A 14,800-nucleotide genomic window follows, 5' to 3' on the forward strand; every position below is an offset into this window, starting at 1 on the left:
CTCCACATGTCCTTCTGTGTTGCCTCTATATACTCATAGTTGCAAATTTAAGTCCATTTTTTCTATATTTTTCAAATAGTTGTGGTTATTTTCTTGGTGCTATTTGTTGCTATGTGTTGCTTTAATAGCGCTAAAAGTAACCAGTTGGACAAAATAAAGCATGATTTATGTCATGCTTTATTCAAGGTTAAGTCAGACTTTTTAGGGAAATGTGGACCGCTAGGGCAGGATTTAAAGGCGGCGGTCCATTTTGGTGCGTGCTATTGGGCTACTTTGGGTCGGATTCGACGATTACTTGGCCATCTTTCACTTGGAAGAAAAAACAGTCCCGGCGGTTGGTGTGACAGGCTGGCCCTTTTTGATCCACTTGCAGCAAGATGGCATCACCATCGCAATCAAAAGCCATGGAAACCAGTGTTTGGCGGTTGCCGGAGCTTTCCCCTTTACGCCAGTAGGTTTGACGAGAACGTGACCAGTAACATACGTGACCCGTTTCGAGGGTTTCACGGATGGAGGCTTCGTTCATATAAGCAAGCATCAAAACTTCTTTTGTGTCGTGCTGCTGGGCAATAGCGGCAATGAGGCCATCTTTGTCGGTTTTAATATTGGCAAAGATTTCGTCTAGAGAAATAGCCGTACCTTTGGCCGACATTTCAAAGGGTTTTAAGCTCATTTTTCTACCTTACATTCTGAGATGGCGCCTTTACCAATGCCTTCAAAGGCATGTACTTCAATGGTATCGCCTGGATTTTCATTGGCCAGCGTATGGGCAATATGATCGGATAATGACTCCACAGTGGTATCCACTTCCAACATATAACAACGACGGCTATCGGTTTTTAGCTCGAATAAGCCCTGAGCGCTGGCGTAGCTGAAATGATGATAATGTAAATCATCCTCTACAATAACCCCAATGAGATCTTCTTCCGTACCTAAATAGATGTCTTCCCAACGTTGGCTCCAGTCTTTTTCAAGCGCCTCATCCCGCTGGCCATTTCGATAAATCTCAATCACAGAGCGATGACCATGGGCGATACGCTGACAATTGCCTGCGTGTTTTTTTAGCCCGTGGCTGTACTGGTATTGGGGCGCATCGGTTTGTTCTTTAGAAAAGCGAATCGAAACAGCGGCCAATTCTGCGGGTAAAAGGTCTAGGATTTGCGCCTCAACCCATGCGGCTGCATTCTCAGGGGTGATGTGTTCTACAGGCATTTGGCAGAACGCTTGTGCTGGTGCGATGCACTGAAATTGACGTCCATCATCATGTTGAAAATTAAACGATACACGATCATCACTCAGAGTCGTGATGTCAGCACCAGAGTTTAGCGCAGGAATGGCTAAGGTATGATCGATATGGGCATCCAACCATTGCTTAATCTTCTTTTTAACAATGCTGAAATCACAAATCATACTCTCATCATTGAGTTTGCCGGTTAATACAACATCCGTGTGCCAGCTTTCACCCAAGAGGCCGCGCTCTGGGCAAAAGTAAGATAAGTCGACATGGGTGAGATTTTTAACGAACAGCTTCAATGACAAGTCCTCATAACAATAATGGCGCGTATGGTACTCGAAGCGAGCGCGGATACCAATCTTGATACTTCGATGAATCGTGAAACTAGAGTGGTTAATGTTGAATAGGGAGAGGGGAAGATATGAAAATCGCCCTAAGCAACTGAAAAATATAAAGAGTGGGTTGCGCTTTAAAGTCGGGTGCGTATAATGGCGTCCCAAGGTCAACGGGCCTCCTCTATGGTGTCTCCGCTGGTCCCCTCGCAACGATAAACCGTTAATCTGGTCAGGTCCGGAAGGAAGCAGCCACAGCGGTGGACTCGTGTGCCGAGGTGCGGCTGGTGGAGATGCCACCTTAACTCTTCTAATGTAAATTCCTCCATAAAGTGACAAAAAACCACCATAAGATGACAAACTTTGCAGCATAAGACTGACATAGTCTACGTTTAAGTTGTTATTTAGTTACAACTTACAGGTGTGGTGTATGTACACTCGCAACTTGCGTAAGCCAAGTCCAAGCAAAAATATCTACAAATTCGCGAGTAGAAAGAACTCTTCAACAGTAATGTGCGAGAGTGGTTTAGAGTTTGATGCCTGCTTTCATTTAGAATTTTCTCCCTCAATTGTTTCTTTTGAATCACAGCCAACCGGTATTGAGTATCAAACTGACGATAAAACTCGACGTTAAACGCCTGATTTTAAGATCGTTAATAGGTGTCTAGTAAAGTCTGGGAAGTCCAGTTCTAGGGTACAAGTTAATCTTAATGTCCGAAAAGCTCGTTCGATTCATTGCCTATGGCCGAAAAGACTTGGACACTACTTCGGCCAATGATGATGTAGATCATCAATTACGTAGGTGTGTGTATGCGTTTTGTGCTTATCCTTCAAATGCGGATGCTCAGGCGGCAGATCATCGTGTGAATGCTCCATCTCAGCGGTGCTTTCTTTTGGCCACACAAGCAGTGCCAATAGGATGGATGCCAAGGCAATCCCAGCAAAGATTTGGAAAGTGACAGCGATGCCATACGTTGCTCCGAGGTAGCCCGCTAAGGGGTAGGCAATTAGCCAGCAACCATGGGACAGGGAAAACTGAGCGGCAAACAAATCAGGCTTGTCTTCTTTGTGGGCGGATCGGTTCAGCAATCTTCCCGATGGGGTTTGAATAAACGAATAACCTGCGCCTAACACACACCAAATAATCATAATACCCTTCAGTGTCTCTATCGTTGAGGTGATGATCAGTCCGGCCACTAACATTGTAGCGGCCATCAGCATAATAGTTCGCTCTGATAGTCGTTTGAGCAGCCAAGGTGTGGCAAAGGCTGCAAACATGGAGCCGCAACCAAAGGAAATCATCGTGGTGGCCGTTGTTTGCTCGCTTAAGCCGAGTTCCCCTTGAACGATCACGACGGTATTGATAAACACCATAGCGCCTGCTGCGGTAACAGCGATATTCATGGCCAGCAGCCCTTTTAATCGTGGCGTTGCCAAGTAGAAGCGAATCCCTCTTGTGACTTTATCCAGAAAACGACGCTGAGGAGCTCCAGCATTGCTCTCAGCCACAGGTAAAGACGCTTGCAGCACCAATAACGCTGAGAAGATAAAGCCTACCGTAGTGCCTAAAAACAGGCTGTGCCAGCTGGTGAATAGCAGAATCAGTGCGGCGAGGCTTGGACTGAGTATATTTTCTAGATCATAGGCTAAGCGAGATAGAGAGAGGGCTTTGGTGTATTGCTCTTCGTCGGGTAGAACGTCTGGCAAAGTCGCCTGAAACAAGGGCGTGAAGCAGGCAGAGGTGGCCTGTAGTAAAAAAATTAGTACAAAGATATGCCAAACCTCAGAAACAAACGGCAGTATCAAGGCCACGCCTGCGCGGATCACATCCAGCGCAATAAGTGCTTTTTTTCTAGGTAAATGGCGAATCAGACTGGTGCCAATGGGACTAAGAAAGACATAGGCAATCATTTTAATCGACAGCGCTGTACCTAATATCAATCCAGCATTTTCCTCCGCTAGTTCAAAGGCAAGTAATCCAAGGGCTATAGTGGCGAACCCTGTGCCCAGTAGCGCAATGACTTGAGCCAAAAACAGATTCCTATAGGTTGCGTTCTTTAATAGGCTAAACATGGTCATAGGCTCATTTGGGGTGATCATTAGATCTTACTCTTACAAAAAACCGATTGCCAATCGGTTTTTTCTGTGGGAGCATAAATAATTATCAAATGGAGTGTATCAATGGTTTTAGGTGAACTTGAAAAACTGGTATTGAATTACTTATGGCAAGAAGGGGAAGCGGATGTAAAACAAATACACGCTATTCTTAGCCAAGAGCGTCAAAGTTCGCTCAATACTATTCAAAGCACCTTAGAGCGATTGTACAAAAAAAAATTACTGAGCCGGTCTAAGCAAGGTCATGCTTATCAATATCGAGCGCGTGTTGAGCGCGAGGAATTGATTGCTCAGTTGATTAAGGATGTCGCCAGCGACTTTAAAACCAGTCGTGATGAAACGGGTCTTATGGCAGCGTTTGTGTCGTTGTCATCAGAGTTGAGTATGGAAGACCTGAATCAGCTGGAACATATTATTGAGCAGCGCCGTCTACAGGATAATGGGTTATCGAAGTGATGTTTGGAAACTTGGCGATACTTTTCAATGTGTTGAGCATGAGCTTACTGGTCGGAGCCATTGTCAGCTTCGCTTTGGTATTGCTCTCGCCAGTACTTCTTTATCTGTATCGTCGGTCATCTGCGCTAGAGCAAAAGTGGCTTGTTCTTTTAAGCGCGTGCTCACCTTGGCTTGCAGGCTTACTAGTGATGTTGTCTGGTTTAAGTGATCATTGGTTTGATTTACATTTAATGCTTGCTCTAGAACCTCTTATACACTGGCATCATTTAGATTGGTTTCAATGGCAATCATGGCAAGGCCTTTCGCTACTTATGTTAGGAACATGGTTAATGATCTCAAGTGGATTGTGGATCAAGGCCTATTTCGAACAAGTCATTTACGCTAAACGAATACAGAGTTTATCGGTCAGCAGCAAATTAGCTGATAACGTGAGTTTACTTGAAACCTCTGAGTTGCTTGCTATCACAGTGGGCATGCTGAACCCCAAGATTTATGTCTCAACGGGGTTACTTGAGAACACCTCAAAACAGGAAGAAGAGATTATCCTTGCCCACGAGCAATCTCATGTGCAAAAACGAGATAATTTTACTCGGGCGATAGTCTCTTTTGCTTGCTGCTATCTTCCTTATCCACTGGCAAAGGCCATAAAGTTACACTTTGTCTTAGCCACCGAAAAACTAGCTGATCAGTATGCGGCGACACAATCTAGACAAACCGATGTTGCCAGCACCTTGATCAAAGTCGCTAAGCTGAAAATGCACAATGACAATGCGGCCATGTCTTACTTTTGGGATCAGCAGGAACTTAGTGAACGAGTGCAACAGTTATTAGCACCGACTGCTTTTTCAGCCTTGAGAAGTTTGCCAACCCTGACCACTTTGCTCATTGGAGCGGTAATCTCGACTGGCTTGGTAGACGTACTCCATCATTTCTTTGACTCTTTTATTTAATATTAATTTATAGGTGACCAATGCTATTGAACCAACCTTTCATGCCAATTAAAAAACCGATTGATAATCGGTTTTTTCTTGGGGCGCAACGCTATCGAAGAGAAGCTTTATCGCTTTGCTTGCTACTGATGGCCATTCTAGCCAGTGGTACAGCATTCGCTCACGGAGTCGATGACAATACGCGCAGTTTTCTACAACTGAATACTGGCGTGCAATTCGTACCTTTCTTATACATAGGTGCAAAACATATGATCACGGGCTATGACCATATCCTGTTTTTGATCGGTGTTATTTTCTTCTTGTTTAAGAGCAAAGACGTACTCCTATATGTCAGCCTATTCACGCTTGGCCACAGTATTACTCTAATGACTGGAGTGCTGGCTAACATTCAGGTCAATGCTTACTTAATTGACGCCATTATTGGTCTTTCGGTGTTATACAAAGGCTTTGATAACCTTGGTGGGTTTAAGAGAGTCTTAGGTTTCCAGCCTAATACAAAAGCAATGGTTCTGATTTTTGGTTTGTTCCATGGTTTTGGCTTGGCGACCAAACTTCAGGAATTTCATATTCCAGAAGAAGGCCTTCTAACGAATCTTATCGCCTTTAATATCGGCGTTGAGATGGGCCAATTTGCCGCGCTAGCTATCGTACTGATCTTGATAGCAGCATGGAGACACTCTTCTTCATTTAAACGTTTTGCAACCATGACCAACGCAGGGCTAATGGCGTGTGGTGTGATGCTGACAGGTTTTCAATTAACGGGTTATTTTGCAGGTTAAAAATATATGACTACTGAACAGATCTCATCTTCGACTTTATGGAAAGCGACTACTGGCGCAATTATTGTTGGTTTAGTGCTTTTAGTTACGGCGATTTTGCCAGCCGAATACAACTTAGATCCAACGGGCGTAGGTAAAGCTTTAGGCCTTACTGAGTTGTCACCGGAGTCCTTGGCCGAGAAAAAAGCGGCAGCAGATGACGCAAAGGCAGGTTCTAATTCTGACTCAGCAGGAGAGGCTGTAGAGCTAACGATCCCTCCAAAAGCTGGCTTGGAATACAAAATGGTCATGATTGAAGGTAATCAAGTGGACTTTGAGTGGTTCACAAATGGGGGAGCGGTCTATGTTGATATGCACGGTGAGCCCAAAGGCGACACAACAGGCTATTTTAAGAGTTATACCATTACTACAGTAAATGAGATGAAAGGTAGCTTTATCGCGCCTTTCGAAGGTAGTCATGGTTGGTATTTTAGAAATGATACAGACCAAGCAATAGATATCATGCTGTTCTTCAGCGGTGAGTATCAAAACCCACATCTACTTTAAACATACAATTAATAGGAATCCTTAAAATGAAAAAAATCTTAGTTGCGTCATTAATTACATTGGGTATGAGTTCAACTGGAGTATGGGCTCACGGTAGTCACGGAATGGTCGGTGATGATGCCGCGAAAGCATCAGCTGCGCGAACTGTCCAACGCATGACATTTCAGGATATGGGGTTTGAAGCAGGTAAGCTAGATAAAAGCTGGAAAGAACTGAAAGGGCAAGATTTACAACTTGTTTTAAAGACGAGTAAAAGCTTCATTTTTGAAGTGACCAATCCAGAAACAGGTGAAGTTCTTGTTGTGACTTTAGAGCCAAATGGTGATCCTTCAGACGTTAGCTTCAATAAGTAAATTGTCAGTTCGGTCAGATATGATCTGATGGTACCCATCTAATAAGATGATTACTTTCTGATAGTGTCTGACCGGATAATGGATTGTCGGTAGCTTTTAACTTTAGGTTGGACTAAATATGCGTTAATCAATTGCATATTTCATGTTGCTTCGTTTATATTGGTGCCAACCTGATACCTGCTAAGTGGATCACGATGATTGAATTGAAACTTAAGACTAAAGAAATCGCTACAATAGCCTTTGTGCTATTTGCTGTGCTTTTGTCTTCTTTCAATTCTGTTAGTGCTGCCGCAATGTATTGGGATATGTCTGCCCCAGAGCAAATGCTTCAGCATGATCATTCTAGCCACGGGGCTATGTGCCAAGAATCCATGAGCAGTGATCATTGTGGTGCGGATATGGATGCTCCAGACCACGACCACTCAAAATGCAGTGATTTACACTGCGGTGGTTTTTCTTTTCCAGTGTCCGAAAGTGTCTATCAGTCCTTAATAGATACGTCAGAGCCCGTTAAAGTGGACTCTCAATTTTATACTTCGGCGCTTCTGCCTTCCCCTTACATGCCTCCGATAGGTGCTCTGTAAATATCGATTTACTGCCTTGCTTGTGATGCAAGGTCGTTGATAACGCGTATTTAAAAGAGCTCCAATTTATGACTTACCGTATTTTTGTACTGCGCAAAGAGCGTGGTACAGCAAGTCTTTGGTTTGGTAAACCAAAGAACCTTGCCATTTCATGTGTATTGGGTTTAGGCGCAGCATTTGCGCAAGCAGATACCCTTACTCTACATCAAGCAATAGACATTGCGATCCAGCAAGATCCTTGGTTGCAATCCAGTGTAGATCAAGAACAATCCATGCGAGCACGTTCGCAGTCCGCACAATCGTTGCCTGATCCCAAGCTGTCCTTAGGCATGGCAAATTTGCCTGTTGACAGTTTCGATATAAATCAAGAGGCCATGACTCAAGTGGTTGTGGGTCTTTCACAGCAGTTCCCAGCGGGCAGCACTTTGTCCTTAAGTGGCTCGCAATTTAATGTGAAGGCGGACCAGTCAGCTTTTGCAAGGATTAACCGAAAAGCCCAAATCCGACAGGTGATCTCTAATGTCTGGGCTGATATGTATCGTTATGATGCCACCCTTCAAGTGCTTAAAATTAATGAAGGGTTATTACTGAACCTGAATGAGTCCATTGCTGGGAATTACAGCTCTGCTTACAACAAAGTGGGCCAACAGGCCTTGGTCAACAGCGAACTTGAGATCGCAAAGATTGGCGAACGCAGTTTCCAAATACAGCAAGCGTTAAACCAAACCAAAGCACGGTTAACACAATATTTGCCGCAAATGGCATCGATCAAGCACTACGAGTTTGTGGAACTAGATCAGAGTGGCGGAGCTTTTGATGATTCGAATTATGATCTCAATCTTCTGACAAATCATCCGATGGTGCGGATTTTGGACTTGCAGCATCAAGTGTCTGATTTTGATCGTAAGATCGCTCAGCAACAATACAAACCTCAGTGGGGCGTTAACGTTTCTTACGGCTATCGTGCAGAAGACGCAAATGGCCGGGAGCGTGCAGATCTGGCTTCTGTCGGTGTGAGTGTCTCGTTACCTATTTTTTCTAGTCAGAGGTTAGATGCTAACGTCAAAGCTGCCAGTTCAAAAAGCTCCGCAATTTTGTACGACCGTGAGTTGAAGCTCAATGAGCTGAAATCTCAAGTCCTTTCACTACAGGCAGATCTCGCTCTTTTGGGGCAGCGTATCGCCCTGTACACCCATACCTTAATTCCTGGATTTCAACAAAGTACTGACGTGGCGCTGAATGCCTATCGCTCAAATGAAAGTGGATATCGAGATGTCATTATGGCGCAGATTGCTCAGATGAACGCCCAGATTGAGTTGATTCAACTGCAATCAGAGCAAGCAAAGCGACGAGCAGAGTTTGAATATCTAACGACACAAAGTGCAGAAGGAGCTCAACAATGAGTATTAGTCGATACCTAGTTGCCATGGTGGTAGGCGGTGCCGCGACGTATGGTGCTTTGAACTTTCTGCCCATTACCAATATGAATTCCATAGTAGGGGCTTCAGACATGGATGTAACAGCTAACAGTGAGCCTGAGCCTCTGTATTGGGTTGCGCCAATGGACTCGAATTATCGCCGGGACAAGCCTGGGAAATCACCAATGGGAATGGATTTGATCCCATTCTATGGTGACGATGCAGCGCAAAATTCGCCCGGAACAGTCGCTATTTCACCTGAGGTCGTCAATAACTTAGGTGTGCGCACTGGGAGTGTTAAAAATGGCGTATTAGAGCAGACCGTTAATACGGTGGGGTATTTGGTTTATAACGCTGACCGATTAGTGCACATGCATGCCAGAGTAAACGGTTGGGTTGAGAAACTCTATGTTACTGCCAATGGGGACCCTGTCAAAAAAGGCGACCCTCTTTATGATTTGTACTCTCCAGAACTGGTCAATGCTCAAGAAGAATTACTTTTTGCTCTGAATAGGAATGATCAGCGTTTGATTAAAGCAGCAGAAGAACGATTAAGCTCACTTCAAGTGCCTAGCTCGTTTGTTGCTCAGTTGAAGCGTCAGCGAAAAGTCTCACAAACGATTCGATTCTTTGCTCCCCAAAATGGTGTTATCGATAATTTAGGGATACGTGATGGTTTTTACATCACTCCTGGTTTGACTCTTATGTCTATCGCCGACCTCGATGAGCTTTGGTTAGAAGCTGAGGTATTTGAGCGTCAAGCACATTTGCTCAAGGTTGGGCAAAGTATAGAAGCGCAGACAGACTTTTTACCTGGGGAGACGCTCCAAAGCCAAATTAGCTTTATCTACCCAAATATCGATGAAAAGACACGCACAGTGCGGGTTCGTGTTCGACTAGATAACAAGGATTTACGACTTAAGCCCAATATGTATGCGCACTTAAGTATCGATGCCAAGGAATCTAAATCGACTTTGTTAATCCCTAAAGAAGCATTGATTCGCGGAGCCAAGCAGGATCGTGTGGTTCTGGCCTTGGGCGAAGGTAGGTTCAAATCTATTGCTGTGACGGCTGGCCGCTATGGGGATGATGACGTGGAAATCTTGTCTGGCCTTCAACAAGGGGATCAGATAGTCACCTCGGCACAGTTCTTATTGGATTCTGAGTCCAGCAAGTCGTCTGATTTTATGCGTATGTCACCAGTGGAAGACAGCTCTTCTGACATGGACCATTCCGCTCATGATTCGATGGCTAATATGTCAGACACCAGCTCAACAGAGCCCCCTAAAAATGTGTGGGTGGCAGGCAAAATCAACAGCATTGATAAGGCCGCTCGAAAGGTAAATGTGGATCATAGTGCGATTCCTGATTGGAAGTGGCCTGAGATGACCATGGACTTCAAAGTGGCCGAGTGGGTGGAACTGTCAGAGCTTCCTGTGGGCAAAAACATTCAGCTAGAAATTACCAAAGAAAGCTCTACACGCTTCTCTTTGACTGATTTCTATGACGCAGATGCCCAGTGAGGAGCCATTATGATTGAAGCAATTATTCGATGGTCCATACACAACCGATTTATGGTGCTGTTGGCCAGCGCTATGTTAGTGGCGGTTGGGCTTTTTTCGTTAAAAGAAACACCGGTAGACGCCATTCCTGATTTGTCCGATGTTCAGGTGATTATCAAGACAAGCTATCCAGGGCAGGCACCTCAAGTCGTGGAAGATCAAGTGACTTATCCTCTTACAACGGCGATGTTGTCTGTGCCAGGGGCTGAAACAGTAAGGGGCTATTCATTTTTCGGTGACTCCTATGTGTACGTTATTTTCAATGAAGATACCGATATGTATTGGGCTCGCAGTCGAGTGCTGGAGTACTTGAGTCAGGTTGCGCCGTCGCTACCAGATAATGCTAAAGCGCAGCTTGGTCCTGATGCCACAGGAGTGGGCTGGGTGTATTTGTATGCGTTAGTGGATCGCACAGGGCAACAGGACTTAAGTCAATTACGTTCATTACAAGACTGGTTCCTGAAGTACGAATTACAAACGGTACCCGGCGTGTCAGAAGTGGCGCCTATTGGCGGTATGGTGAAGCAATATCAAGTGCGGGTGAACCCAGATAAGCTTCGGGCACTCAATATGCCTTTAACTCATATTCAGAACGCTATTCGCCGAGGTAACCAAGAAGTCGGTGCGTCTGTAATTGAAATGGCTGAAGCGGAATACATGGTTCGCACCACTGGCTATATTCAGAGTATCGAAGACATAGAAAGCATTCCTCTTGGTATTAATGACAAAGGCATTCCCATCACATTAAAGGATGTGGCTGATATTGGGATTGGACCTCAAATGCGTCGTGGCGTCGCTGAGCTTAATGGCGAAGGAGAGGCTGTTGGTGGTGTGGTTGTGATGCGCTTTGGGGAAAATGCACAACGAACCATTGATGGTGTAAAAGCCAAGTTGGAAGAGCTTAAGAAAGGACTTCCTGAGGGCGTTGAAGTCGTCACCGTCTATGATCGCTCAGGTCTCATCGACCGTGCCGTTAACAATCTATGGACCAAACTTTTAGAAGAGTTTGTGGTCGTGGCTCTAGTCTGTATTGTCTTTCTTTTCCATGTGCGCTCGTCTCTGGTGGCGATTGTGAGTTTACCAGTGGGAATTCTCACAGCCTTCATCGTGATGCATTGGCAGGGGATTAACGCGAACATCATGTCCCTTGGAGGGATCGCGATTGCCATTGGTGCCATGATTGATGGGGCCATCGTGATGATCGAAAACCTCCACAAACATATGGAGCGGGAGCCACTCACTCGTGACAACAGATGGCAAGTGGTAGCACGTTCAGCGTCTGAAGTAGGGCCGGCCTTATTTTTTAGCTTGCTAATTATCACTGTGAGCTTTGTGCCAGTGTTCACCTTAGAGTCCCAAGAAGGTCGAATGTTTGGCCCGTTGGCCTACACCAAAACCTATGCTATGGCAGCGTCTGCCGCCTTGGCCATTACATTAGTTCCTGTGCTAATGGGATACTTTGTAAGAGGTAAGGTATTACCAGAACATAAAAATCCAGTAAACCGACTCCTGATTGCTGGCTATATGCCCCTGTTAAAAGGGGTTCTAAAATTTCCTAAAACCACCTTGATGCTTGCCTTGGCGGTTCTGGCCATTGGTATGTGGCCGCTGGATAAATTGGGCAGTGAGTTCATCCCTAATCTCGATGAAGGGGATCTCATGTACATGCCAACTGCGTATCCAGGTATTTCTATTGGTGAAGCACGCCGAGTTCTCCAACAAACTAATAAGTTAATTGCGACAGTGCCAGAAGTGGAATCAGTGTTTGGCAAGGTAGGGCGAGCGGAAACCGCTACAGACCCCGCACCATTGACCATGATTGAAACCTTCATTCAGCTTAAAGATCATTCAGAGTGGCGCCCTGGTATGACCACGGACAAGCTAAAGCAAGAGTTGGATGGATTAGTGCAGATCCCCGGGATTACTAATGCTTGGGTCATGCCCATCAAAACCCGCATTGATATGCTGGCAACGGGTATTAAAACTCCTGTAGGGATCAAGATTGCTGGAGCGGATTTGAATGTCATCCAGAGCATTGGGCAGCGTTTGGAAAAAGTGCTGGGGCCTGTACCTGGGACAGCATCCGTTTACTCTGAGAGGGTTGCAGGTGGCCGATACATTAAGGTCGACATACAACGTCAAAAAGCTGCTCGGTATGGTTTAAATATTCGCGATATTCAAGAGCTGATTGCGTCAGTGGTAGGTGGTGTTAATGTCTCCACGTCCGTGGAGGGGTTGGAGCGCTATCCGATCAATATTCGATACCCGCAAGACTATCGTGATTCCCCTGAGCAGCTGTCTCTTTTGCCCATTGTAACACCGACAGGTCAGAGTATTGCTTTAGGAGATATTGCCAATGTTTACGTGGAAGATGGACCACCGGGGTTAAAGAGTGAGAATGCTCGTCTTAATGGCTGGACGTTTGTTGATATTGAAGGCATGGACATCGGCCGTTATGTTGAGCATGCCAAGGCAGTCGTTGCACAAGAGGTGGATATACCCCCTGGGTACTCCATTAACTGGTCAGGTCAGTATGAGTACATGGAGCGAGCTAAGGAAAAGCTGACTTATGTGGTGCCTTTAACTCTGCTAATCATCATTGTGTTGCTGTACCTGAACTTCAAGAACATCGCTGAAGTCGCCATTATCATGGGCACTTTGCCATTAGCGATGGTTGGTAGTGTTTGGTTAATGTATCTCCATGGCTTTAACTTCTCCGTGGCCGTAGGAGTGGGATTTATAGCCCTCGCTGGGGTTGCAGTGGAAATTGGCGTCATCATGTTGGTGTATTTAAACCAATCTTGGCGGGATACTCAGAAAACCTGTGCCGAGAAAGGGGTTGAGCCTCGGGAAGAAACACTTCGACATGCGGTGCTACATGGTGCGGGAATGCGTGTGCGACCAGTGATGATGACCGCCGCGGCGGTGATCGTAGGCTTGCTTCCTATCTTATATGGCACAGGGGCAGGATCTGAGGTCATGAGCCGTATCGCTGCGCCAATGGTTGGCGGCATGATCAGCGCCGTTGTTCTAACATTATTGGTTTTGCCGGTTGTTTACTACATTTGGAAGAGGGCAACCTTAACAAAACAGGCGAGTAACACAGATTTAGCTGAATAAGCTGAACCTAGGTGCTCGTCATTTTACATGAAGGGCACCTTTCATTTAATCAATGAGGTGACATATGAAAAAACTAACGTATTTGGTGAGTTCCTTGGCGCTTGTTGCGTCTGCTAATGCCTTTTCACACGGCATGATGAGCATGATGTACCCAGAAGACGGTGCCATGATGATGAGTCAAGCTGAGCGAGTGGAAATGCATTTTAAAGCGCCTGTGAAATTGGTCAGCTTAAAGGTTGTTCCTGATGGCGGCGCACCGCTTCCTTTATCCATAGATCGTTCAGCGCCAGCTACGGAACACATTATGGTGAAACTGCCCAAGCTTGCCCCAAACACTTACACCGTCCACTGGAAAGCAATGGGTGATGATGGCCATATGATGGATGGCTCTTACGGCTTTATGCAGCATTAATTTAAGGAAGGGCACATGTTGTCGCAATGGGAAACGATTCAATTTATGGCACGTTGGGGGCTCTATTTAGCCTTGTCAGGTGTCGTGGGCGGTACTGGATCTTTGTTTCTCATTCGTCAATATGTGCCTGCTTTGAGTGCCAAACTGAAATGGTACATTTGCATTAGCGCAGTGCTCGGAGTCATCCTAAGTTTTGTATATTTCTGGTCCCAAATGGGGGGCATATTAGAAGCCAGTTGGTGGCGCTCTTTCGATAGCGATATGGCGGTATTTCTTCTCGAAACACCCATAGGATCCTACCTAAAGTACAGCGTATCTGGTTACTTGTTAATACTCATTGGGCAGAGTTTTCCTCGAATCAGTAATACTGAATCATATTGGTTCTATCTATTAAATGTTCGATCCATATTTAGTGTGCTTGGCATTATTTTATTAATCCTCAGTTATAGCCAAGTTGGGCATTCAGTGGCTCAGTCTTGGTACATAAGCCTTACCCTCTGGTGTCATGTGGCAGCGGCTGCTTGGTGGATTGGAAGTGTTGTTCCTTTGTGGTGGGTGACTTGTTCTAATGATTTAATAGCGATCAAGAAAACTCTGGAATACTTTGGCCAGTTAGCCGCTGTTCCTGTGGTTTTATTGCTCATCTGCGGTGTTGTAATGGGGCTGAGCTATTTGGGTCTGGAGAGCTGGTGGTCTTTAAAATATGGACAGCTGCTTATTTCTAAAATAGTACTCGTCAGCCTGCTGCTGGCATTGGCCTTGTTTCATAAGTGGTACCTAGTCCCTCGCTTGTCACAATTAGACTCTTTACCCAGCATGCGTCGATCCCTTTTAATTGAAATGTTATTTATGTCAACAGTGCTTGCATTAACAGCCTATCTCTCAACGTTTGTTGCTTTGCATTAGGCGATCTGCATTCCTGAAGGGCAAAATACTGAG

At 45.3% G+C, this 14,800-nt stretch carries 14 protein-coding genes and 1 other RNA gene; 12 read left to right on the forward strand and 3 right to left on the reverse strand.

The annotated features are described in order from the left end of the window. Nucleotides 1–268 precede the first annotated feature (268 nt). Together hisI and ACZ5DR_RS13575 are read right to left on the reverse strand one after the other, a co-directional pair. The gene (gene hisI, locus ACZ5DR_RS13570) at nt 269–673 is read right to left on the reverse strand and encodes a phosphoribosyl-AMP cyclohydrolase (RefSeq protein WP_377367087.1); all 405 of its coding nucleotides are present in this window, start codon (nt 671–673) and stop codon (nt 269–271) included. Beyond that, complete coding sequence (locus ACZ5DR_RS13575) at nt 670–1,533, reverse strand: 6-carboxytetrahydropterin synthase (protein ID WP_377367088.1); 864 nt, start codon at nt 1,531–1,533, stop codon at nt 670–672. Before ACZ5DR_RS13575 ends, hisI begins: the two co-directional genes overlap by 4 nt. A 229-nt stretch (nt 1,534–1,762) precedes the next feature. Here ACZ5DR_RS13575 and ffs point away from each other — a divergent pair. After that, an RNA gene (gene ffs, locus ACZ5DR_RS13580) (signal recognition particle sRNA small type) lies at nt 1,763–1,859 on the forward strand. 469 nt (nt 1,860–2,328) lie between these two features. Here ffs and ACZ5DR_RS13585 read toward each other — a convergent pair. Next, nucleotides 2,329–3,666, reverse strand: coding sequence for an MFS transporter (locus ACZ5DR_RS13585; protein WP_452600454.1), 1,338 nt, complete (start codon nt 3,664–3,666; stop codon nt 2,329–2,331). A gap of 81 nt (nt 3,667–3,747) precedes the next feature. Between ACZ5DR_RS13585 and ACZ5DR_RS13590 the strand changes: the two genes are divergently transcribed. From ACZ5DR_RS13590 to ACZ5DR_RS13640, 11 genes are all read left to right on the forward strand, one after another. After that, nucleotides 3,748–4,137, forward strand: a complete 390-nt coding sequence (locus ACZ5DR_RS13590) for a BlaI/MecI/CopY family transcriptional regulator (protein ID WP_377367090.1) — start codon at nt 3,748–3,750, stop codon at nt 4,135–4,137. A gap of 38 nt (nt 4,138–4,175) precedes the next feature. After that, complete coding sequence (locus tag ACZ5DR_RS13595; RefSeq protein ID WP_377367092.1) at nt 4,176–5,087, forward strand: M56 family metallopeptidase; 912 nt, start codon at nt 4,176–4,178, stop codon at nt 5,085–5,087. A gap of 20 nt (nt 5,088–5,107) precedes the next feature. Then, on the forward strand, nt 5,108–5,866 hold the full coding sequence (locus ACZ5DR_RS13600; RefSeq protein ID WP_452600455.1) for a HupE/UreJ family protein: 759 nt from the start codon (nt 5,108–5,110) through the stop codon (nt 5,864–5,866). 6 nt (nt 5,867–5,872) lie between these two features. Further along, complete coding sequence (locus ACZ5DR_RS13605; RefSeq protein WP_377367094.1) at nt 5,873–6,412, forward strand: hypothetical protein; 540 nt, start codon at nt 5,873–5,875, stop codon at nt 6,410–6,412. A 26-nt stretch (nt 6,413–6,438) separates the two neighbouring features. Beyond that, nucleotides 6,439–6,765, forward strand: a complete 327-nt coding sequence (locus tag ACZ5DR_RS13610; protein WP_377367096.1) for a DUF6488 family protein — start codon at nt 6,439–6,441, stop codon at nt 6,763–6,765. A gap of 194 nt (nt 6,766–6,959) precedes the next feature. Beyond that, entirely contained in the window at nt 6,960–7,349 is a 390-nt protein-coding gene (locus ACZ5DR_RS13615; protein WP_377367098.1) for a hypothetical protein, read from the forward strand. Nucleotides 7,350–7,417: 68 nt separating this feature from the next. Further along, entirely contained in the window at nt 7,418–8,752 is a 1,335-nt protein-coding gene (locus ACZ5DR_RS13620) for a TolC family protein (RefSeq protein ID WP_377367100.1), read from the forward strand. Then, nucleotides 8,749–10,290: an efflux RND transporter periplasmic adaptor subunit gene (locus tag ACZ5DR_RS13625; protein WP_377367102.1), complete on the forward strand. Its 1,542-nt coding sequence runs from the start codon at nt 8,749–8,751 to the stop codon at nt 10,288–10,290. Before ACZ5DR_RS13620 ends, ACZ5DR_RS13625 begins: the two co-directional genes overlap by 4 nt. A gap of 9 nt (nt 10,291–10,299) precedes the next feature. Next, complete coding sequence (locus ACZ5DR_RS13630; protein WP_377367104.1) at nt 10,300–13,449, forward strand: efflux RND transporter permease subunit; 3,150 nt, start codon at nt 10,300–10,302, stop codon at nt 13,447–13,449. 64 nt (nt 13,450–13,513) lie between these two features. Further along, entirely contained in the window at nt 13,514–13,861 is a 348-nt protein-coding gene (locus tag ACZ5DR_RS13635) for a copper resistance CopC family protein (protein ID WP_377367106.1), read from the forward strand. A gap of 15 nt (nt 13,862–13,876) precedes the next feature. After that, on the forward strand, nt 13,877–14,767 hold the full coding sequence (locus tag ACZ5DR_RS13640) for a copper resistance D family protein (RefSeq protein ID WP_377367108.1): 891 nt from the start codon (nt 13,877–13,879) through the stop codon (nt 14,765–14,767). The last annotated feature ends 33 nt before the right edge of the window (nt 14,768–14,800 follow it).

This window comes from Marinomonas vaga (assembly GCF_055388305.1).

What these genes read in the sequence shown, in the direction of transcription:
- hisI (WP_377367087.1), bottom strand. Translation starts at nt 673, where the DNA reads ATGAGCTTAAAACCCTTTGAAATGTCGGCCAAAGGTACGGCTATTTCT.
- ACZ5DR_RS13585 (WP_452600454.1), bottom strand. Translation starts at nt 3,666, where the DNA reads ATGATCACCCCAAATGAGCCTATGACCATGTTTAGCCTATTAAAGAAC.
- ACZ5DR_RS13590 (WP_377367090.1), top strand. Translation starts at nt 3,748, where the DNA reads ATGGTTTTAGGTGAACTTGAAAAACTGGTATTGAATTACTTATGGCAA.
- ACZ5DR_RS13595 (WP_377367092.1), top strand. Translation starts at nt 4,176, where the DNA reads ATGAGCTTACTGGTCGGAGCCATTGTCAGCTTCGCTTTGGTATTGCTC.
- ACZ5DR_RS13600 (WP_452600455.1), top strand. Translation starts at nt 5,108, where the DNA reads ATGCTATTGAACCAACCTTTCATGCCAATTAAAAAACCGATTGATAAT.
- ACZ5DR_RS13605 (WP_377367094.1), top strand. Translation starts at nt 5,873, where the DNA reads ATGACTACTGAACAGATCTCATCTTCGACTTTATGGAAAGCGACTACT.
- ACZ5DR_RS13610 (WP_377367096.1), top strand. Translation starts at nt 6,439, where the DNA reads ATGAAAAAAATCTTAGTTGCGTCATTAATTACATTGGGTATGAGTTCA.
- ACZ5DR_RS13615 (WP_377367098.1), top strand. Translation starts at nt 6,960, where the DNA reads ATGATTGAATTGAAACTTAAGACTAAAGAAATCGCTACAATAGCCTTT.
- ACZ5DR_RS13620 (WP_377367100.1), top strand. Translation starts at nt 7,418, where the DNA reads ATGACTTACCGTATTTTTGTACTGCGCAAAGAGCGTGGTACAGCAAGT.
- ACZ5DR_RS13625 (WP_377367102.1), top strand. Translation starts at nt 8,749, where the DNA reads ATGAGTATTAGTCGATACCTAGTTGCCATGGTGGTAGGCGGTGCCGCG.
- ACZ5DR_RS13630 (WP_377367104.1), top strand. Translation starts at nt 10,300, where the DNA reads ATGATTGAAGCAATTATTCGATGGTCCATACACAACCGATTTATGGTG.
- ACZ5DR_RS13635 (WP_377367106.1), top strand. Translation starts at nt 13,514, where the DNA reads ATGAAAAAACTAACGTATTTGGTGAGTTCCTTGGCGCTTGTTGCGTCT.
- ACZ5DR_RS13640 (WP_377367108.1), top strand. Translation starts at nt 13,877, where the DNA reads ATGTTGTCGCAATGGGAAACGATTCAATTTATGGCACGTTGGGGGCTC.